14 protein-coding genes are annotated in these 21,447 nt (G+C 66.2%); 7 read left to right on the top strand and 7 right to left on the bottom strand.

From position 1 onward, the window contains the following. Positions 1 to 550: 550 nt before the first annotated feature. Complete coding sequence (locus tag VGQ44_20200; protein HEV8449161.1) at positions 551 to 955, top strand: hypothetical protein; 405 nt, start codon at positions 551 to 553, stop codon at positions 953 to 955. A 10-nt stretch (positions 956 to 965) separates the two neighbouring features. Here the strand turns inward: VGQ44_20200 and VGQ44_20195 are convergent, their stop codons facing one another. The 3 genes from VGQ44_20195 to VGQ44_20185 all read right to left on the bottom strand — a co-directional run bounded on the left by VGQ44_20195 (position 966) and on the right by VGQ44_20185 (position 9,325). Beyond that, positions 966 to 3,524, bottom strand: coding sequence for a protein kinase (locus tag VGQ44_20195; protein HEV8449160.1), 2,559 nt, complete (start codon positions 3,522 to 3,524; stop codon positions 966 to 968). Positions 3,525 to 3,918: 394 nt separating this feature from the next. Beyond that, positions 3,919 to 6,606 (bottom strand): protein kinase, encoded by a 2,688-nt coding sequence (locus VGQ44_20190; GenBank protein HEV8449159.1) that lies wholly within the window; start codon positions 6,604 to 6,606, stop codon positions 3,919 to 3,921. A 49-nt stretch (positions 6,607 to 6,655) separates the two neighbouring features. Continuing rightward, the gene (locus VGQ44_20185; protein HEV8449158.1) at positions 6,656 to 9,325 is read right to left on the bottom strand and encodes a protein kinase; all 2,670 of its coding nucleotides are present in this window, start codon (positions 9,323 to 9,325) and stop codon (positions 6,656 to 6,658) included. Positions 9,326 to 9,623: 298 nt separating this feature from the next. Here VGQ44_20185 and VGQ44_20180 point away from each other — a divergent pair, with 298 nt between their 5' ends. Beyond that, positions 9,624 to 9,893: an XRE family transcriptional regulator gene (locus VGQ44_20180; protein ID HEV8449157.1), complete on the top strand. Its 270-nt coding sequence runs from the start codon at positions 9,624 to 9,626 to the stop codon at positions 9,891 to 9,893. A gap of 226 nt (positions 9,894 to 10,119) precedes the next feature. Then, positions 10,120 to 12,783: a protein kinase gene (locus VGQ44_20175; protein HEV8449156.1), complete on the top strand. Its 2,664-nt coding sequence runs from the start codon at positions 10,120 to 10,122 to the stop codon at positions 12,781 to 12,783. 139 nt (positions 12,784 to 12,922) lie between these two features. On the opposite strand, the gene VGQ44_20170 is transcribed toward VGQ44_20175, so the two are convergent. Further along, positions 12,923 to 13,762 carry a trypsin-like serine protease gene (locus VGQ44_20170; GenBank protein HEV8449155.1) on the bottom strand — a complete coding sequence of 280 codons (840 nt, stop codon included), beginning with the start codon at positions 13,760 to 13,762 and terminating at the stop codon, positions 12,923 to 12,925. A gap of 181 nt (positions 13,763 to 13,943) precedes the next feature. Here VGQ44_20170 and VGQ44_20165 point away from each other — a divergent pair, with 181 nt between their 5' ends. Next, positions 13,944 to 14,300, top strand: coding sequence for a cupin domain-containing protein (locus VGQ44_20165; GenBank protein ID HEV8449154.1), 357 nt, complete (start codon positions 13,944 to 13,946; stop codon positions 14,298 to 14,300). A gap of 63 nt (positions 14,301 to 14,363) precedes the next feature. Here the strand turns inward: VGQ44_20165 and VGQ44_20160 are convergent, their stop codons facing one another. Beyond that, positions 14,364 to 17,237 (bottom strand): tetratricopeptide repeat protein, encoded by a 2,874-nt coding sequence (locus tag VGQ44_20160; protein HEV8449153.1) that lies wholly within the window; start codon positions 17,235 to 17,237, stop codon positions 14,364 to 14,366. A gap of 238 nt (positions 17,238 to 17,475) precedes the next feature. Here VGQ44_20160 and VGQ44_20155 point away from each other — a divergent pair, with 238 nt between their 5' ends. After that, complete coding sequence (locus tag VGQ44_20155) at positions 17,476 to 18,138, top strand: hypothetical protein (GenBank protein HEV8449152.1); 663 nt, start codon at positions 17,476 to 17,478, stop codon at positions 18,136 to 18,138. Between the two features lie 98 nt (positions 18,139 to 18,236). On the opposite strand, the gene VGQ44_20150 is transcribed toward VGQ44_20155, so the two are convergent. After that, positions 18,237 to 19,898 (bottom strand): serine hydrolase, encoded by a 1,662-nt coding sequence (locus tag VGQ44_20150; protein HEV8449151.1) that lies wholly within the window; start codon positions 19,896 to 19,898, stop codon positions 18,237 to 18,239. 132 nt (positions 19,899 to 20,030) lie between these two features. On the opposite strand from VGQ44_20150, the gene VGQ44_20145 reads away from it, so the two are divergent. Both VGQ44_20145 and VGQ44_20140 read left to right on the top strand, forming a co-directional pair. After that, complete coding sequence (locus VGQ44_20145; protein HEV8449150.1) at positions 20,031 to 20,246, top strand: type II toxin-antitoxin system HicA family toxin; 216 nt, start codon at positions 20,031 to 20,033, stop codon at positions 20,244 to 20,246. Continuing rightward, positions 20,243 to 20,458 carry a type II toxin-antitoxin system HicB family antitoxin gene (locus VGQ44_20140; GenBank protein HEV8449149.1) on the top strand — a complete coding sequence of 72 codons (216 nt, stop codon included), beginning with the start codon at positions 20,243 to 20,245 and terminating at the stop codon, positions 20,456 to 20,458. Before VGQ44_20145 ends, VGQ44_20140 begins: the two co-directional genes overlap by 4 nt. Positions 20,459 to 20,491: 33 nt before the next feature. On the opposite strand, the gene VGQ44_20135 is transcribed toward VGQ44_20140, so the two are convergent. After that, a partial coding sequence (locus VGQ44_20135; protein HEV8449148.1) for a metallophosphoesterase occupies positions 20,492 to 21,447 on the bottom strand: 956 nt, incomplete at its 5' end.

Raw genomic sequence — 21,447 nt, 5'->3', positions numbered from 1 at the left:
AAATTGTTACACCTTGGGTCTTATCATCACCCCCCAAATGGCCCATCTCGACCTTTCGGAAAACACCCGAAAGCGTCAGGAGTGCGTCAGTTGAGACGCTCGCAAGATCGTCAACGCCTCGAATTCGCGGTTGAGAAAACTGTTACAATTGCAGGCCGGGCCATTCGAGCAGTCGGCGATAATACCCAAGTAGAGAGGCCTGCTTCCGACATCCTCCGGCGACGCCCTCGGCCGCTCATTTTCCGCGCGAATCTCGCTGTTTGATTGACCGGCCTCGGAATCAGTTGCGCCCAACATCGAACTCTGCGCGACGCACCCGACATCCGGGTGCACCGCGCGGCGCACTTTACAGACCGGTCAGGCGACCTTCAGCTCGACGAGCCGACCCGGACACACGCGACACGTCACCGGTCGCACCGCAGAGCGAACCATCCCGAGCGAGGCACCGGCTTGGCGGCCCGCGATCCGATCGATTTGCCGTCAACCCGGGCTAGCGGTATTGTAGCGTCCGGCAGGCAGCTCATTCGTGAACTTCGATGCGGGAGACCTCATGGGACGGCTGGCGGAGCACACAGACGTTTGTGTCGTCAACGAGCAGGGAGAGTTGAAGTGCGACCCGACCATTTTGGCCACGCCGAGATACACCGGCGCGCGTGCAGCGATCAAGAACGCGCTTGGTCCCGTCTCTGATCCCAGGCTCGACCTCATCATGCAGTTGATCGAAGAAGTGCTGCAAGCTCCGATCGACGACAGCTGCTTCACGATTCGGAACAGCGACATCGAGGAGAGCGTTCACGTCCTCGTCCAAAAGCCGTCGCCCGTCATGCTTCTCTATAGATACATCCAGCTGCCTGGTAACATCATGGCGACCTGGTTCATTCAACAAAACAACTTCGACGCGGCGAGAGACGCCCTTGACGACTGGAGCAAGGGCAACTTGAAGCCTGGCTGTTGAGCGAGTCTGGTCAGCGAACTGCCGTCATGGACACGAACCGCGGGTCGGCCCGCAGCGACTTGAACCAGGGCATGCGGGCCACCTGCCGACGCTGAATGGGGAACGAGCTCAAGTAACGCTCGAGCAAGCGAAGCGCGTCTTCGTTCTGCCCGAGCAGCGCCCTGACGTGTGCCTCGCCGAAGTCGGCGCTCGGGGAAGGAACGTCGTTGGGCAGCGCCGCGCGCGTGCGGGCGACGATGGCGTTGGCGCTGTCTCGCAAACCCGCGTGCGCGGCGACGGCCGCGACAAACAACCTTCTTGTCGCCAACCCCGACTTGAGCACGTCGGCCGTATAGCGCTTCTCGGCGTCGTCGAGTACGCGCCAGGCCCGAGCTACGTCTGACGGCTTGTCGCCCGTCCAGCCGAGTGTCGTGAGCTCACAGGCAAAAAACCGCGGGTCATTCGGGTAGCGCCTCTGTCCCTCGGCGCACCATTTCGCCGCGGCCTCGTTGTGCTCGGCGCCGAGCGCGGAGAATTGCAGACGCGCCAAAACGTCGGGCGCGCTCGACAGGTATTCGTCCGTCCGAAGCGCCTGCCCTGCCGCGTCTTCGGCTTCCGAGAAATCTCCGGAAAGACTGAGCAGCGCGCTGAGGTCGTTCCAAGCCGCCGCGAGATTCGGACGACGGTCGAGCGCCGCGCGGAGGTCCGATTCCGCCAACGCGCGGAGCGAGTCGCTCGTCGCGTCGGGTGCGGATCGCCAAAGCTCCATGCGCGCGCCGCCCCGAAACCGCAAAGCGTCTGCGTCATTCGCGTCGCGGATCAGCGCTTGATCCGCCCAGTGAATCGCGTCTCGGTACCTCGCGCGGGCGGAGTCGCGGCCGGCGGCAGCTCCCGCGGAGCCGGTGGCAGCAGCCGCTTCCTCCGTCCTCGCCTGCAGCATGCTCAATAGCGCTCGCTCGACGAATGGTTCGGGCCAACGTGTGTCCAGGCGAGCAGCCTCGATCACGAGCGAATCGGCATGCAGGAATCGGCGTGCGCGTTCTTGCGCGGGAAGTTGCCACGCTTTGCTCAGGTCGCCCAACCGCAGCGCGCGAACCCGTTCGACGAGCTCCCATGCCTTGGGATTGCTCGCCCCCCTTTGCGTGGTCGATATCCGCACTTGCTCGCCGAGCCGGGATCGGAGAAAGCGTGCCGCGTTGTCGACCACAGCCGACCGTACCACTAAGAGATCCGGCAAGGTCCCCGACGCGTCCTGGCTCGCGAGCTGTTGGCCGGTTCGCCCGTCCACGAGCCGGACGGTGACACTCACGCCGGACGCGATGGGTCGGACGTCGCCCGTGATGACGCTTCCGACGCGAAGAACCCGCGCCAAACTATCCACGCCGACGGACTTCGCGAGCAACGGCGCCACTCCGTTCTTGCTCACGACCGTGAGCGCGTGAACCTGGGCAAGCTCGTCGATGAGGTCCGTCGTGATTCCGTTCGCGACATACGCCAGTGACGTATCGGGCGAGAGATTCTCGAACGGCAGCACGGCGACGCGCGACGGATCGGGTGCGTCGTCGGCCAGACGAGCCGATGATCGCGATTGCGCAAACCTCCACGCCCACGAACCGCCTGCCACGAGGATCACTCCCGCGGCGACGAGCACTGCAGCCCGTAACCAACTCGTCCGCGAGGGCACAGCGCTCGCCGATCCGGTCGTCGTCCGTATCGAGGCCGTATCCCCCAACCCATCCATGGCGCCGAGAAACACTCCGGCCGACGCAAAACGATCGGCGGGATCGGGGTGAAGCGCTCGCGCCACTATCTCGTCGAACACCGCCGGAAGTCCCGGTCGCATGATGCTCGGCGGCACGAACACGCCAGTCATTTTCCGCGCGATCACGGCTTGACCCGTACTCGCGTCGAACGGTGCACGCCCCGTAAGCATCTCGTACAGCACGCATCCGGCGGAATACAAATCACACCGCGTGTCGACCGTCGCGCCGGCGAGCGCCTGCTCGGGGCTCATGTAGGCCGGCGTTCCCACGGCGACGCCGGAAACTGTAAGCGTAGGCTCGTCGTCGGCGTCCGCGATGCTTCGCACGACGGGTCTCGCGATCCCAAAATCGGCGACGACCGCGTGGCCACCGGATAGCAGGATGTTGCCCGGCTTGATGTCGCGGTGAATGACCCCGTGCTCGTGCGCGTATTGAAGGGCTTCGAGAATCTCTCGCGCGATCCGAACCGCATCGCGCAACGGCAGGTGACCTTCCCGAGCAAGGCGGTCGCGCAGCGTCTCGCCTTCAATCAACGGCATTACATAGAACAGGAGGCGCGCACCGTCGGTCGTGGTTGCTTCGCCGGATTCGAGGAGTCCGAGAATGTGCGGGTGTGTGAAGGCCGCCGTGACCGCGATTTCACGGCGAAAGCGCTCCACCCCGATCGAATCGATCACGTCGCGCCGGAGGATCTTGACCGCCACCTGCCGATGGTGGTGCAGGTCGGTCGCGCGATAGACCTCGGCCATTCCCCCTCGCCCCAGGAGGCCGCCGAGCTCAAAGCGGCCGTCGAGGAGTGCCAACTCGGGGTTGGAGGGATGACTCATGGTCGCCGGGACGGCGGTCTAGCGGTTGAGCATACGCGCGCGAACGATGGACGGGCACGGAAGACGATCGCCATGCCGCCCGCGCCGAGCTCGCGATCGATGCGATAGCGGTCGGCGAGCGCAGTTGTCAGTCGCGTGAGAACGTCGTCGTTCGACACGGTTTCCGGGGCCGGCGGGGAGGCTGCGAATGTATCAGTCGCGAGGCAATACCGGCTAGCTCCGACGCGACGCGTGTCGAGCGCCAGCGCAGTCCATTGGTCGCCGCGAACAAGGCAGTCAACCCTCGCCAGCGGATGATTCATCGCCGCCGGCGCGCGGGCTACCTGCCATGCTTGCTTGCACGCTCGGCGCCGAAGACTCTATCGTCGCGTGATCACTATATCCCCAACGGGATCTACCGACTCGCCAGGAGTGCCTTGAACTCCGCGTCGTTCCTCAGAGGATCCCACACCGCCGACGATCGCAGCTCCGCGATCGTGACCGTGATCGGCACGCCGAGCGCGATCTTGAGTTGCGCGACTGCGTCGTGCGGCCGGCCGGCCAACTCATAGACGATCGCCATCGTTCGGTTCATCGACGATCCTTCCATCGCGTCGTTCTTCGTGTTGTAGCGCGCCAGCGCCGACTCACCGAGAGCCACGGCTCTCGCCGATTCGCCGGCCGCCGCCAGTGCGAGCGCCGAAGACATGTCGGCGGTCGCGCCAATGCCGAACGCATCGCGAGGCCGGCGCTCCGCGCTCTGGCGGACCATCGCGCCAACCGTGACGGCGGAGTCGGCAAAAAGTCGAGCCGCCGATCGATCGCCGGAAAGTCGCGCGATCACGGCGTACGCGGCGAATTTGCTTTGCGTGGGGTCGCCGGTGATGTTGCCGTCCGCGTTGGCGAACCCGAAGTCAGACGCGCGAAATCCCGCCATCGCGCCAGCGAGGTCGTGACGCCAAAGCGCGAGCTCGGCGTCGAACCACGCCAGGTCCCTGGCATCCAGCGAACCCCGCAGTTGTGCGACGGAGGCCACGGCGCCGGACGTGTCCCCCTTCGCCAAACGCGCAGCGAACTGGTACGTCATGCCAGAGATCGATGTCGAGTTGATGCGAAGTACGTCGTCCGCCGCCTGCCCCGCCTCGTCGAACCGCCCGAGCACGAAGTACATGTCCGCGAGGTTCTGCCTCGCCGATACGTCGCGCGGATCCACCTCGCGCGCGTGGAGCACCGCGGCGAGCGCCTCGTCGAAGCGGCCGAGTCGCCTGAGGAGCAGACCGGATGCGTTGCCCAGTTCAGCCGATTTTGGCGAAGAGCGCTCGGCCTCCCGGAACTCGGCAAGCGCGCCGGCGTAGTCGCCCGAGGCGTAGTATGCGTAGTAGGCGGATGCGATTCGCGTGTCGATCGACTGTGGCGCCAGCGCAATCGCACGATCGAGCGCGCGTCGCGCAGGCAGGGAGTCGAACGACAAACCTTCCCGCAGTAACCAGCTGTGCGCCCGAGACAACGAGGCCCACGCTTGCGCGAAGTCCGAGTCGAGAGACACGGCCCGGGAAAGAAGCCGCACCGACAGTGAGTCCCGCTTCGCCGTGCCGCGGTCGATCCAGGCGAGCTCGCCGCGATGATACAGGTCGAGCGCTTCGAGACTCCGCGTCGGCGGCTTGGAGATTTCCGCTACCGCGGCATCCGAGAGCGTAACGCTCAACGCGGCCGCCACTCGGCGCGCCACCTCCGCTTCGATGGCGAACAGGTTCGCCGTCGTCAGCTCCTGATTGTACGAGTCGGCCCACAGCTCGTGTCCGTTCGACGCATCCTCCAACGCAGCCTGGACGTGGACCTGCCCGCCCGCGCGCTGCAGCGTGCCGGTGAGGATGCGAGAAACGCCAAGCTCTTTCGCGATCGTCTGAGATGTTTTCCGGCTGCCGAGGTATCCGCTCGACGATTGGCGCGACGCGACTTGCACGCCGGGGAGCTTCGTCATCTGCGTGACGATCTCGCCGTGCATGCCGAGGATGAATGCGCGATTGGCCGTGTCGCCCGAGATGTCCTCGAACGGGAGGATCGCGATCGACGTGTCGTTCGCCGCGGCGCCCGGCGCGCGCGACTTCCATAGATAAGCGCTCGCCGCGAGCAAAAGGATGACCACGGCGGCCGCAATTGTCGGGACGCGATTCTTGGTGCGCGCGGCGGGGGGCGGAACCTCCGGCGTTGGGACTGCCGTGGCGTTCAACGGCCGCGTCTCCGTGGGCGTCAGTCCGCCACTCGGCGTGAGCACCGATTCGAGCATCGGCACGAGCTCGTCGGCGCTCTGCCACCGGTCGGCCGGCTTCTTCTCGAGGCACTTCATTATGAGTGTCGCGAGAACCGGCGGGATCGACGGACGGCGCGCGGTCACCGGCTCGACGACGCTCGTCACATGCGCTGCGAGAACTTGCTGCGGCGTCATGCCCGTGAACGGCGGGCGCCCGGTGAGCAGCTCGTACGCCATCACGCCGAACGCGTAGATGTCGGCACGCTGATCGACGTGTGGGTCGGCCACCGCCTGCTCCGGCGCCATGTAGGTCGGCGTTCCGAGCGCGATGCCGACCGACGTGAGCGAATTGCGTCCCGTCGCCTCGCTCAACGCCTTGGCCACGCCGAAGTCAGTGACGAGCGCGTGACGCCCGCGCAGCATCACGTTCTCCGGCTTGAGGTCGCGATGGACGACGCCGTGCTTGTGCGCTTCGGAGAGCGCGTCGGCGACGTCGCGGAGAATCCGCGCCGCGTCGGTCACCGGCAGCTCTCCCTCTTTGACGAGCCGGTCTCGCAGCGACATCCCGTCGACGAACGGCATGACGTAGAAAAGCAGCCCGTTCGCGTCGCCGGAATCGAAGAGGGGCAGCACGTGCGGATGTTGCAGCGCGGCCGCCACTTTGATTTCGCGGAGGAACCGTTCCTTGCCCAGGGAGGCGGAGAGGTCCTCGCGAAGGACCTTGATGGCCACCTGCCGCTCGTGCCGCACGTCGCGCGCGAGGTACACCGTCGCCATCCCGCCCGCGCCTATCTCGCGCTCGACCACGTAATGGCCGGCCAGACCTGCGTTTAGTTCGTCGAGGGTCGCCATCGGCGGCGGTCCGGAGGGACGGGGGAATGGGCGGAGACGAAAGGTACCTCTATCGCGTGGCCATGCGTGCGCGGACGACGGAGCTCCAGTTGGACACGACGATCATGCTGCCCTCGCTCGCGGACTTGAGAAACACGAAACGCCCGTCGGCCATGACGTCGTAGTTCGCGTGCGGGTTCGCCGCGAACTGGTAGGTGTCGGCGAACAACGTATCCCGTCCCGCCACGACGAACCCGCTCCCTGGCGCGATGCGCGCGGCCATGAGGTGACCATCACCGCGATAGAACAACTTGTGACCGTCGCGCGACCACACGGGCTCGGTGCCGCCGTTCGCCGACACCTGCACTCGGCCGCCCGGTCCGGGGAACGGCTGCACAACGACTTCGACGCGCCCCGATTCGTCCGTCGTGAACGCGACCCAGCGGCCGTCGGGTGAGATGCGCGGCATGGTCTCGATGGCCTTGGCGCTGGCCGAGACGAGGTGCGGCGTCGTGTCGGGGAGTGTTCTATAGAAGATATCGGCGCCGGTCGTGTCGAGCTGGTAGATCACGTTGTGCATATCGGGCGTCATCACGCCCTCGTACACGTCGATTTTGGAGCCCGCGACCAATGGGATTGCGTCAGAGCTGAGATCGACTGAGCGCGACCAGATCGCCGAGCGCGCGCCGCGGTCGGAGCGATAGAGAACGCTCTTGCCGTCCGGAGTCCACTCGGGGCGGTCGTTCGACGCGCCTTCAGTCGTGAGCCGAGTCATCGTCTGTGAGCTCACCTCGAGAAGCCACACGTCTCGGCGGCCGGCGTCGCCGATGCCGATCGCCAGTCGTTTTCCGTCGGGCGAGAGTCTGGGGAACGCGTATGGGCGCGCGTCGGGGAGCAAGGTGTGCGCTGTGCCGTCGGCGCCGACCGTCACCACCTGCGACGACTGCGTGCCGCTCTGATAGAAGAGCGTGCCATTGCGGGCGATCGCCGCGCGTGCGATGCCGGTGGTGTTGTCGATCGCGACGTCGCTCACGAGTTGCACGGGCGTGCCCGTGATCTTTTTTCGGTGCACGTCGATCGGCACGCCCATGATGACGCCGCCCACCGTCACGTACGTGAGAACGCCGTCGACGATGCCAAGCGGGTGGACGCCGGGAAGGTCGAACACCACGCGCTCGCCGGTTTTCAGAGAGGCCATCGCGATCTTCGCGCTGGCGATTGATCCGCGCGCCCAGCTCGAATAGAGGACGGCGTTCGCGTCGTCCACCACCACCGGTACATCCTGATAGGATTCGCCCAACGCGTGGTCCGGCTTCATCAGCTCGCGCGCGTCGCCTCCCGTCTCCGGGATCGTGAACACCGCCACGTTGCCGGAGACGACGATCTCGCCGGCAGACGACCAGCTCATTCCCGTGAACGTGGCTGGCGCCGCGCCGAGGAGCTGTGGACGGCTGCCGTCGAGCGCAACCTTGAAGATTTGATTGGCCCGTACGAACGCCACCCATTTGCCGTCCGGTGAGAAGGCCGGATTGACAGCGTCGTATGTATCCGGAAGCGCGTGCGGCGTGATGTCGTCGAGGTTGCGAACCATCAACCACTGTTTGTGGTCGTCGCCGAGGGCCATGTACACGAGCGTGCGACCGTTGGGCGATATCGCGAGCGTGGTCAGACCGAGCGAGTTCGCCTGCTGGCTCTGAAGCGCGGGGATGGTGAATCGCACGACCTCCCCGGCGTCGCTCGGCCGCGTGTTGCGGCGCGACCAGCCGGCGAAACCGACGCTGACGAAGGTGAGCGCGGCGAGCGTGAGCACGAGCGGATCTCGCATCCGTGCGCGCCAAGAAATCGTGACCGGCGTCGTTCCTCGAGCGCGCGCCGCGCTCATGCTTGCCTGCGGCGCTCCCCCGGTCGCGCTCAACGCCGCGACGAACTCGCGCGCCGAGCCCCACCGGTCGGCGGGAAGCTTCTCGAGTCCGCGCATGACGGCGTATTCGATGTGATCGGGGATCGACTTGCGCTGCGAGACGATCGGGCGCGGCTCTTCGGTCATGACGCGCGACAGAATTGCCTGCACCGTCGGTCCCGTGAACGGCGGCTCGCCGACGAGCATCTCGTACGTGACCGCGGCGAGCGCATAGAGATCGCTCCGCGCGTCGATCGTCCGCTCGCCCGTCGCCTGCTCGGGACTCATGTACTGCGGTGTGCCGAGGCTCAAGCCCGTTTGCGTCATGCGCTGACCGCCCGCCTGCTGCACGGCGAGCGCGATCCCGAAGTCGGCGACGGTGGCGTGGCCGCCCTGGAGCAGAATGTTCTCGGGCTTGATGTCCCGGTGAATCACGCCCAGCTCGTGCGCGTACCCGAGCGCGTCGGCGACCTCGCTCGCGATCCGAACCGCGTCATCCGCCGGCAGCTGCTTCTCGCGCCCGAGGCGGGCGCGCAGGGTCTCGCCCGTGACGAGCGGCATCACGTAGTACAGCAGACCGTCGGCGCTTCCGGAGTCGAGCAGTGGCAGGATGTGCGGATGCTGCAGCCGGGCGGTGGTGCGGATCTCGGTCAGAAACCGCTCGCCGCCGAGCGCGGCGCCGAGGTCCGGGTGCAGAACCTTGATGGCGACATCGCGGTCGTGCCGGAGGTCATGGGCACGGAAGACAGTCGCCATGCCGCCCGCGCCGAGCTCGCGATCGATGCGATAGCGGTCGGCGAGCGCAGTTGTCAGTCGCGTGAGAACGTCGTCGTTCGACACGATTTCCGGCGTCGCGTAGGGAGGCGCTAATGTACGAGCCGCGCTGCGAGACCGGCTAGCTCCCGTGTGCGATACTCGGTGCGGGACTGTCCTCCGCGGACCGTTCGGTGCGAGACTCGGGGTGGGGCTGTCCTCCGCGGACCAGTGAAGTATTGCCGACACTGCCCGGCAATATTTCCTCGGCTCCGCTCCGGACAGCCCCACCCCTCGCCACTCTCTGGCCGAGAACTGCGACAGCGTGCGCGCCGGTGCGTGCGGGTGGTTGCGCGCGCGCCGGTTGGCACGCGTATCGTGCGGAATGTCGCCCTACGATGACCCGATCTCGGCGCTCAAAGAGCAGGCGCGCGCACACCTCGCCGACTGCCTCCGCTACGGCAACGGCGACGACCTCGGCTCACTACTCGGCACCGATCGCTTCCGCATCGCCGATCTGCGCCGCGGGCGCCTAGCGCGCTTCTCGCTCGAGATGCTGATCCGATTTCTGGCGCGCGCGGGCATGCGCGTGGAGCTCCGCGTCGAGCGCGCACCACGACCGCGGCGCGCGCCCCACGATCAGCCGACGCGCTGAGTCGCCCGCACCCGGAGGCAGCGACGAGACGGCCCGAGGTGTGGAGGGCGAGCCGAGGCAATATATTGCCGGGCAGTGTCGGCAATATTGCGCTGGTCGCCCGGAAGACCTCGGGCGGCTCGTCGCGTGACGAACGAATGCCGGCTCCGCGCGTGGCGGCGCGGCGCGTGACGAGCGAATGCCGGCTGGACGCGTGTCGCGTTGCGCGCGGGGATGTTGCGCGCGCATGTTCAGCCGCGTGGACCAGGACCTCGAGTCAGCACTAGCCGGCCGCTTTCGCATCGAGCGCGAGCTCGGCGGGGGTGGCATGTCGCGCGTGTTCGTCGCCGAAGAGCTCGCGCTCGGCCGACGCGTGGTCATCAAAGTCCTCCCCGACGAGATCGCCCATTCGGTAAGCGTCGAGCGATTCCAGCGCGAGATCGCGCTCGCCGCAAAGCTCGCCCATCCGCACATCGTCCCGCTTTTGAGCGCCGGCGACGCGGGCGGGCGGCCGTATTACGTCATGCCGTTCGTGGACGGCGAGACTCTCCGCGCGCGCATGACCCGCGCGCCGCTCTCGATTGCGGAAACGGTGAGAGTGCTCCGCCAGATCGTCTCGGCCTTGGGAGCAGCTCACGCCAACGGGATCGTCCACCGCGACATCAAGCCCGAGAACGTGTTGCTCACCGGCGACGCCGCGTCCATCACCGACTTCGGCGTCGCCAAAGCACTCGCCACCGCGGCCGCGGCCGATCGTTCGCAAAACCTCACCGAGACTGGCCTCGCACTCGGCACTCCGGCGTACATGTCCCCGGAGCAAGCCGTCGGCGACGCCGCGATTGACGCGCGCGCCGACATCTACGCGTTCGGCTGTGTTGCCTACGAGCTCCTCGCCGGCGCCACGCCTTTCAAGGGCATGACCTCGGCCCTATTGGTCGCCGCGCACGTCCACCAACAGCCTACTTCCATAGATACGGTTCGTCCGGACGTTCCACCCGAGCTCGCTCGGCTCGTGATGCGCTGTCTGGAGAAGGACCCGGCCGAGAGGCCAGCTGACGCCGAGTCGATCGCTCGAGAGTTGGATTCGATTCCAATCACCACTGGATCCGCCGCCACTGTCAGTCCCGCGCCTGGTCAGCGGAGAGTCGTGATCGGTGCAATCGCCGGACTCGCGTTGCTGCTCGCGGGGGCTTATGCGGCGCGCCGAGGTGGGTTGGCGACAGTGCGCACTCCAGTGCTCGCCGTACTCCCGCTCGACAACGAGGGCCCGGATTCGACGCGCTACTTCGTCGACGGTCTCGCCGCCGCGATCAGCGATCGACTCGCCAGCGTTCCGACGCTGCGCGTGATCGATCACCAGAGCGCGGCGTCGGTCGCCAAAAAGGCGACGACCGCAAAAGAAATGGGCGCCGCGCTCGGCGCCGAGTTTGTGTTGCGCGGCGCGGTGCGCTGGGATCTTTCCGCCGCCGAGAAGCGCGCCGAGCTCACGGTCAATCTCGTGAACGTGTCCGATGGCACGTCGCGTTGGCACAGCGATCCCATTCCGTTCACGCCGGCCTCCAATCCATTCGACGTGCAGCGCCAGGTCGCGACGAGCGTCGCCGAAGCACTCGACGTCGCGCTCACGCCGCAAGACCGCGCGACACTCGCCGAGCGTCCCACTGAGAATGCCGCAGCGTTCGACGCCTACCTTCGCGGCATCTCGGCGTACGAACACACCGTCAGCTCGGCGGGCACGGTGCGCGCGGCCGAGTACATGGCGGAGGCGGCCAAGCTGGATCCCGGATTTCTCTTGGCGCGAGCGCGTTGGCTCGACTACTCGTTCACCCTCGCCGTTGCGAGCGGCGACGCTCCGCCGGTCGACTCGATACAGCGCGTCGTCGATTATATGAAACGGCGAGCGCCGAACGACGCCAACACACTCCTCGCCGAGGCCCTCATGGGCCAACTCAGAGGCGAGAGCGACTCCACCGCCACGCGGACCCTCAAGCGCGCGTTGGAGGTGGCTCCGAACAATCCGTTCGTTTTGGTCGGGAACGGCATTCAGCAACTATGGTTCGACGCGAAGTCTTTCGAGTCGTGGCCGCTGTTCGAGCGAGCCATTCGAGTCGCCCCTCGGAATCTCGAGATTCTCCAGAACGCCGCTCAGAGCGCGGTGATGATGCGGCGTGTCGATGATGCCCGGAGCGTCACGGCGCGCGCGATCGCCATCGACCGCGACAACATAGGGTTCGTGTATCTGAACGAATTCATCGCCGCGGCCACCGGCGACAGCGACGCGGTGCTTCGGCACTACAACGCCTCGCTCGCCGTCAACGGTCGGCCGTCCGCGTGGCTCATCCCGGCGCTGCTCTTCGGCCCACGCGCCGCTCGCGACAGCCTCGTACATATCGATCTCGCGCGCATCGCGCTCGCGCAACCGCGCATCGATTCCGTGACCATTCTATATGCACAGGGGTTGGCGTTCCTCGAGCGATCTGACTCGGCCCGCGCGCGTGAACTGTTTCAGCGCGCCAATCGCATCAGCGAGGCCGCTCCTCTCCCCGGACACCCGCTCGGCGACTGGTACGTCTTGATGGGCCGCATCATCACGTCCGCCGCGATCGGAAACCGCTCTGCGGTAACCGCTGCCAACGCGTCTGTTCACGCGTTTGACAACCTGCCCGCGATCAGCGCCGGCGCCACGCTTCAGTCGTGCACCTTGGCCGAGGCCTTCGCGCTGCTGCGCGACACGACCGCCATGTACCCGCAGCTCGACCGTTGCATCGCCGGGCCGTCGGGTTCGGCGGGAGGAACGTCGCTCGGGTACTTCCCGGCCATGCTCACGCGGTACCCACCGTACGCGCCGTACGTGGCGCAGCGGCACTTCAAGCGCCTGCTCGAGTCGATCCCTGCGAAGCCGCCGCGGTGACCGACTCCCGCGGGCGCGGCTCGGGGTGGGGCCGTCCTCCGCGGACGACCTCGGTCGCCTCGGCGCGTGACGAACGAATGCCGGCCCGCCGCGTCTCTCGGCTCGGCGCGTGACTAGCGAATGCCGGCGCGGCGCGTGATTACTTCAGAAATCCGCTTACGAAGTTGATCACGTCCTGCTGATCCAGTCGAAACACGACACCGTCGCCGCCGCAGTTGGGGCTTCTGCCGGACGATGTGGTTGCCGCGATGACGTTGCTGGTGCCGAGGTAGTTCGGTCCGCCCGAATCGCCAAAGCACGAACCGCCGCCGTCGGCGTTGTTCGACAGGATCAGCAGAATGTGCCCGACCACCGGCGTATTGATCGCGGTGAGGTGCACTTGAGCACTCTCGCGGATCTTGAGCTCAACGACTTGCGCCGGATTGAATTTCTGCACGCCGTACCCGACCGTGGTGAAGGTCGTGTTCGCGCCATTGTGCAGGGCGTCGAGCTGATTGACCGCCGGCAACACGCCGTACTTGTTCGCCGGCAGATTGAATGGCGCCGAAAGAATGACGACGCCGACGTCGTGCAGGATGAAGGTCGCTTCGGTGAAGAGCGGATGCGCGTGCCACGACGACGCTTCGATCGTGTTCGGTCCCGCGAACGGATAGTTGTTGTTGCCGTGCTCCACGTCGGACTCGGTGAAGACACGCATCCCGCTGAACTCTCCGGGTTCGCCGACGCAGTGCCCGGCGGTCAAGAAGACGGTCGGCGAGAGGAATGTCCCCGAGCAGCGAAAGGCCGGCTGTCCGGCCACATCCATGACGAGCAGTCCGACGGCCGGATGCGCGTTGCCGTCGACGGTCCCAAAGATGATGCGCGAGGGCTGATCGGCCGGTGCCGCGCGCGGGGTCGTCGGAGTGGACGAGTCGCAGGCGGTCAGGATGGCGCTCGACAGGATCGCGATCGTCGCAAGCGCTCGGGAGGGGACCTTCATATGTAGCCCACCGGAACAGGTTGGCTTGACGTTGCGGCGTCGAACCGCGGCACGTCAAGCCGAACCGAACCGCTCGAGGTCGGTTGCCTGTTTTCTTAGCGTCGATAGCAATATTCTGATACAGAACGACAATACAGGACGACCGTACAGGAACACCAGGGCTCACCACACCATGTCATCGATGCACCGCACCATCACCGGCGACGTGCTCGTTCAGCACCTCCGCTCAGACGTCATGTCGATCGACCAAACGCTCCTGATGGCCCACGGCCGGAGCGCGCGGACGCTCGTGAAGGATGGACCGCTCCGACTCACCATCATGGGCCTCGCGGCCGGCGGAATCTTGCCCGCCCACCGTACCGAGCATCCGGTGTCGATTCAGGTCGTGCAGGGCGACGTGACCTTCGTCGCGCTCGATCAGGAGTACACGCTGACAGCCGGCGACGTGCTGATCTTCGCTGCCGGTGTGGAGCACTCGGCGCGGTCTACGGGCGGCGCGGCGTTTCTGCTCACGGTGGCGTACGTGGCGTCGTCCTGAACGGCGCGGCGATCCCCTTTAAGCCGCTTCGCCCCGTACGCTCGGTGTTTAGTACGTGCCGTGTTACGGCAGCTGTTTCATTCTGCTCTGCACTGCCGGATCCGCGTCGGTCCACGCGCGGTGCACGAACGCCGCATAGGCCGACGCGCTGTCTCGGTGTCCGGCCGCGGCAAAAGCCTGCGCCATGAGAAGATCCATTTCGCTCCTCGGCGCATACCGACCCATCCCGTCCAGCGACGCCTGATACGCGAGTCGGAGTGTCGCGATCGCGTCCGTCGGTCGGTGCTGCGCCAGTTGCGCGCGCGCCAGCTCCACGTTCGTTCTCGTCCAACCCGAACCCGTGAACTCCGCGTCGGCGAACTCGCGCTCGGCTTCGGCCCAGCGCGTGCCTTTCATGGCGATGAGCCCGCGGACGTGGTGGTACAAACGCCAATCGCGCGCGTAGTAGCTGCGCGATCCGACGACTCGCACCGAGTCGGCGAGCGCTGCGAGACGCAGTGTGTCCGACGAGCCCGCGAGGTAGAGGGCGTCGGCGAGCAAGGCGTGCGGCCAGGCGAACGCGCGTGCCGCTTCGCCGGTGAACGTGGAGAATCCACCTTCCGGTTCGGACACGATCGGCGAATGTGTGCCGCTCGTTTCAAAGGTCCGTTCGGCATCGCGCGCCAACCCCAGCACCCCGTACGTGTTACCGAGGACGAGTGTCATCGCGCCGTTGTCAGAGTCGGTGCGCATCAGTTCTTCCAGCACGGTCGCCGCCTCGCGATAGCGGCCGCGCTCGCGCAATAGGGTCGCCTGCAGATCCGTGGACGCGCGCACTCGATCCGGCACCGCACTCTTGCGCCATGCGCGGATCGCGCTGTCGGCGGCGTCATAGTGTCGAGCTTCGATTTGGCGACGGACGAGCGCCGCTGCGTAGCTGATATCCGTCGGCGCCAACTCCGCGGCCCGCGACTGCGCCCGGATCGCTTCGTCGAATCTGCCGGCGGCCGAGAGTGCCACGGCAAGTACGGTCCACGCTTCGGGATGCTGCGGCTGCAACGTTACTGCGCGTCGCGCGGCGGCGACCGCATCGGGCACGGCGCCGTCCATGAGCCGCAGCAACGCCAGCCCGGCGTACCCGGCGCAGAGTCCGCACGCACCGCCACGCGCCCGCGCCGCCAGCGAGTCGAGCGCCAGGCGTCCGCGCACGACCTCCTCCGTTTCGGCGAGCCGCCCGTGCAACGAGAGAATTGTGATCAGGCGATCGTAGCCGCGAGGATCGCGCGGATACCGGGCGACGAGTTGCCGAGCCACGGATTCCGATCGCGCGGCGTCGCCGGCGTAGAACGCGTCGAGCGACTCCAACGCCATGCGGTCGAACTCCGGCGCGCGCGACTCGAGGCGTCGCGCGAGCACGCGCAACCGGCCGTTCGCCTCGGTGTTCTCGTTCGACGTGAGCAGCCGCTCGAGCACCGCGCTCACGAACTCCGAATCCGCCGCGATCGCCGCGTCGAAGGCCGCGATCGCGTCCTTGTCTCTGCCTTCCGCGCGTCGCTGCAGTCCTTCGACGAACGATCGGTACGCGACGACGCTGCGCGTCTCGACGTCTTCCAGCTTTGGCCCGGCGGCCGGCGCATCCAATGCGGCGGCGACGCGCGCCGTCGCCTGGTCCACAACGGAAACCAAGTCCGGCGCCGAAACGGTGAACTGCGCGCGCGGTGAGCGTTCGGCGGTTCCCGTGCCTCGAAGCGTGAGATCGAGCACGTATTGGCCGGCCCCGTGCGTGATACCACCGCTCACCTGCAGCGATGCTCCGAGGCGCGCCGCCGCCCCGTCGCTCTGGCCTGCGGCGCGCACGCGCTCCGGCGACACGACGTCCGTCCCCGCGCGCGCGAGTGCCATCGAGAGCATCTGCGAGACGCCGGACTCGAGCCACGCGTCCGCCGTGTCCGCGTTGAGGCTCTTGATCGACGTCACCGCGACGAGCGCGCGCGCCGACGGATCGGTGCGCGTTCCGGCCACTTTCCACCCGACGAGGCCCGCCGCGAGCACGAAGGTCGAGGCCGCGATGAGTGACGATGTGCGCGCGTGCCATCGGCGGCGAGGTTGTTCTGGCGCCGGCGCAGTCGATTGCTCGTCGCGAGATTCTACTCTACCGACCGTCGCGGTAGTCGCCGAGAGTCGTTCACCGAGCGAAGATGCGAAGCGCGCGACCTCGGCGTCGGGCGTCGCGTCGTAGTCGCGCGCGAGTCCTTCGACAAAACGGCGGTAATCGTCGAGCGCTCGGGCAATTGCGTCGCGCGTGCCCGAAGCGGAGCGCGCACGGAGCAGCGAGAGCGCCGCGTCCCGCTGGAGTGGCGAAGTCGCCAGCCAACGCGCCGCGACCTCGGCCCATCGGACGATGTCACCTTCACGCTCCAGCCGTTCGGATTCGGCGCGGCACGCGTCGACAACCAGTCGGTCAGCGCGCGCCCGTTCGCGCGCCAACCACTCGTCGAAGCGCCGGGAATCGTTGAGATGCACGCCGTCGAGAAACGGACCGTTCGCGGCCGCGAGCACGGCGCCATGATCGCCCGCCTTCGCGACCGCGAGTAGATGGTTCAGATCGACGTCGAGCGGAGCGTCGTCGCAGAGAGTGATCGTCGCTAGGCCGCGCGGGATCGATTGCGCCCCGAGTACGCGCCGCACGTGCGACGTCGCTTCGCGCAGCGAGTGGCGCGCACGGTCGTCGTCGCGGTCGCCCCAGAAGACTTCGACTAAGTGGTCGCGCGTCAGCGGCCGATCGGCGAGCGCGACGTACGCGAGGAAGGCGAGCTTTCGTCCGCCGGCGCCGAGCGACGTCTCGAGCGAGCCGTCGGGTCGGACGAGCGCGAGTTGCCCGAGCGTGACGAGTCGGAAGCGTCCCCTGTCCGCCCACTCCGGCGCCGCAGGTGGTGAATTGTCGACTGTGAGCGTCATCGTGCGGACGAACAGGTGGACCGGTGGACGGCCATCTCTTCCATAGAGTACGGCACCTGGCGTACTCCCACTAGATCGGGATGCCTAGGTGGCGGCGCTGCAACGAATTGACGCTACCTGCCGCCGCGTTGACGCAGGGGAATCAGACTACCCGTTCCTCACCAATCGGAGATTCCCGATGTTCGCTCGATCCACCCGAAGTGCGTCGGTCAGACCGTCAACCCGTTCACCTCTCCACTTGTCCACCCGTAGAGTCCTTGCCCTCGCCGCGATTTCGCTTTCCGCCTGCGCCGAGCCGACGGCTTCGACCGCTCTGCGCTCGCCAGGCGTCGCGGCAAGGTCGATCAGCGGCCAGACCGTGTTGACCTCGCAGCTCCGAACCGCGCCGAACTACCCGGCCCTCCAGTGGGGTTCAGTTCAGCTGAAGGTGAACTTCACCCCGGGCGATCCCTGTGCCGCTTCACCAGCGTCTGCCCCGGACGGATACACGGACGTCGCGCTGTGCGGCACGATCAAGAACGCCGGCGGAGCGACATACGGTGATGGCGGGATCTACAGCGTTCCCTTCGCGATCGACATTCCGCCGTTTCTCGTAGCGTCGTTCAATCCTCAAACGGCGACGCCGCCATCGATCTGCCCGGAGTTCGACATCACGGGCACGGTGCGCATGACCAACGATCTCGCGTCGCAGATCGTCGGGTCGCCGACGTCCTTCCAGGTGTTGTTCCAGGGCGCCGCCCCCGACAACTCGCCGACGCTCATCGGCGGGTTCCTCGACGGCTCCGCTTGGGGTCCACGCGGCATTCCGGGAAATCCGGTAATCCCGGGGAACCCAGTCATTCCGGGAAATCCGATTCGGCAGAGCGGCTTGTGTGATGTGGTGGTTGGGCCGATTACCTGAGTTTGTTACTGCGACGACTTCCCAACGGCGCCGACATCTCTAGCGCCTTTGGGAAGTCACCGCTCCAAGGAAGTCAGCACTCTTGAAACGCTCGCCTTCTACTTGATTCGCTTGAACCGCACGTCGAGCACCCTTCCCGCGAAAAACGCCAGTCTGCTGACTTTTCCGTCTGCTCCGCGCGAGAAGCGAATCGTCCCGAGTCCACCGCCGGCCTGAAAATCATCCGTGTAGACGGGCCGCAACTCGAACTCGTCCGCCGGCCGCCGCCGCAGCACGAGCTTCCCGTCCTTCACGGCAACCGTGAGCACAATATCGAGCTCGTCGCTCGTGTACGTGCCGACGTAGTCCTCGAGACGCGGCGAAGTCGCTGGACGAACCTCCTCGTAACGATTCGTGTCGTTGTCCGCGCGAATGAGACGCAACGAGCGTTTGCCGGCCGCGCCGCTCATCGTGACGTCACCCATCGACGCGCGAAAGTGATCTGAGCCGAGCGACATCCATGGCCCGCCGCCTCGTCCGCCCGTGGCTAGCGTCCCGTTGGCGACGGATACGGTGACCGTTTGGTCGGTGTGCGGATCTCGGTACATGCCGGCCCACCTCGTCAGTAGCTCCGGCGACGACGATTCGACCTTCTGCGCGACAGCCTGCTGCGCGGCGGACGCCGATTTGACCAGTACGAGATCCACGACCTGATGAAGCAGCACGGTTGGATTCGCGTACGCCGCGTTGCACCACACGGCGGCCGATACGTGCTGCTCGGGGTAGCGCGCGAGGAACGTTCGATAGCCCGCCGTCGATCCGCCGTGACCGACTTCGCGCACACCTTGATAGTCCACGACCTCGAGACCCAACGCGTACGAGAGCACGCGTCCGTTCGTGAGCCGCATCTGGGTCTGCATCGCGTCGACGTACCGGGGGCCGCCGACCACCGGATGATCCAAATTCTCGTTCCACTTCAATAGATCGCCCATCGTGCTGAGCACACCGCCGTTGCCGATCATGTCGGTGAACGGCATGTCCTGATGAAATCCGGTGGCTTCGGATCCGTTGTATGCCGTCGCCCGATTCGGGACCACGCGCGTGAAATCGTCGCGCCACTGGGTATGCGTCATGCCGAGCGGCTTGAAGAGACGCTCCTGCGTGAAATCCTGGAGCGACTTGCCGCTCACGCGCTCGATGATCAGTGCGGCCAGCGCGTAGCCGGTGTTGCTGTAGAGGTAATCGGTCTCCGGTGGAAAGTTGAGCATCTTCTGATGCGCGACGAGGTCGAGCGTGGTGGCGAGGGAGTGCACCTGCGTCCCCGGCCCGCGCCCCTCGATCCCGAGCAGGCCCCACTGGTCGCGCAGACCGCTCGTGTGCGTCAGCAGGTTGCGGATCCTGATCGTCTGTCCGCCGAACGACGGCACCTCCGGCAGATACTTTCGAATGTCGTCGTCGAGTGAGACCTTGCCGTCGGCGACCAACATGAGCATCGCGCTCGCCGTGAACTGCTTCGCGACCGAGCCGCTCTCGAACACCGTGTTCTCGGTGTTCGGCACGTCGTACTCGAGATTCGACGAGCCGTACGCGTGTACGTAGAGCGGCCGTCCATCCTTCGCCAGTCCGACGCCGCAGCCGGGGGTCGTTCGCGTGAAGCGATCGAAGACGCGATCGATCTTTGCCGTGAGGTCGCTGGGCGCCGTCTGCTGCGCAGCGAGGTTGGGAGCGATGACCAGCGTCGCGATGCACGCGACGTGGCGAGAAGCGAACGCCGGACTCATAGGGACATCCTCTGCAGTTACAGGGGAAGGACTCGCGCAATATGTGCCGCTGCCCCCGGGCGGCAACCCAAAGGGGTAGAGTGGCGATGAAACGGTGCGGCTCGCTTCAGCGTTCACCCGCATCGTGGCGGGGTGAAAGGCCGAGACGTGGTTGCGATGCTGTTGCGTGACGGCTGGCGCCTTGTACGGACTCGGGGCAGCCATCATCATTACAAACATCCAACGAAAACTGGCGTTGTCACCGTGCCCGGAACCGGCAACGACGATCTTTCCCCTGGCACGGTTCGCAGCATCTACAAACAGACCGGACTCGAACCGCCTGGCCGATCGAAGCGGGGTCCAACGTGAGCCGTTACGTCATTCTGATCGAGCCGACCGAAACGGGATTCTCGGCGTACTCTCCCGACCTTCCGGGTTGCGTTTCCACTGGGCGTACGACCGACGAGGTCGAATCGAACATGCGCGACGCCGTCGAGGGTCACCTGAAAGAGATGCGCGCCGCCGGATTGCCGATCCCAAAGCCAACGACCTCCGCGGGCTACGTCGAGGTCGCCGCTTAACGCCGAGCGGATCGCGACCGTCCCCGGCCGGGTTCAGTCGAATAGCCCCGGTTGGATTCCACTGCCCGACGATCTCGGCGCAGAACGCACGCGGCGATCGAACCCTTCGACCGGCCTAATGGCAAGGTTCATTGATCTCGGCACGATGGCACGAAGACGCGCCGACGACAGCGCACACCAGTGTGAGTCGGTGAGTGATCCCGAGACGCGTACCGACAGAACCGCGTCCGCGGGAGACTCCGCGATCACCGCGCGAATCGACGCCTCCATCGCCTGAGCGTCGATCGCATTCGCATCGAGCTCGTGCTGCACCATCGGCCTCGCCGGCAGACGCCGAAACTCCCAACGCACATCGCGCGCGCCCTCGCCGACGTGTACCACCATGAACCCTTTCGCCTCATCCGCTTCGGCGAACGACGTTCGCTCGATGGAACCCGGATAGAGCACCGGCACGCCGAGCTCACGACGCTTGAGATCCGTCGTCAGCACCTGATGCCGATGGATGTGCCCTGACAGCGCAACGCGGAAATCACCCGGAATCTCTCGCGCCCGAATCACGTCCGACGAGGTCGTGAACGTGAAGTCGCCGGGACCGACAGTCGCGCCCTCGACGCAATGATGCATGCACAATACGCGCAATGCGTCTCGCTCTCGACGCCACTCCGTCTGCTCGAGCAACGCACTGAAACACGCGCGCACGTTCTCCCGCTCGTACGGAAAACCGGACAACGCCACGGCTCGGCCGCGAACCCGAGCGACGAATGTGCGCGGACGATCGAACACATGAATGCCGGCGTGCGACGCAAAGCGGGCGTGCGGCAAGCGCGAACGTTCGTGATTGCCGGGGACGATGAACACCGGCACACCGCCATCCGCGACACGCTTGAGCGGCTCGTACGCCTGGTACGCCAACGTCTTTGGGACCGACGACCGATCGAACACGTCGCCGGCATGGACGACGAGATCGACCTCTCCGTTCAACGCCGGCC

The sequence above is a fragment of the Gemmatimonadaceae bacterium genome, assembly GCA_036003045.1.
In the GTDB taxonomy this organism is placed as follows: Bacteria; Gemmatimonadota; Gemmatimonadetes; order Gemmatimonadales; family Gemmatimonadaceae; genus JAQBQB01.
The sequence above is the reverse complement of the archived record's forward strand: the minus strand, read 5'-3'. Positions and strand labels throughout refer to the sequence as shown.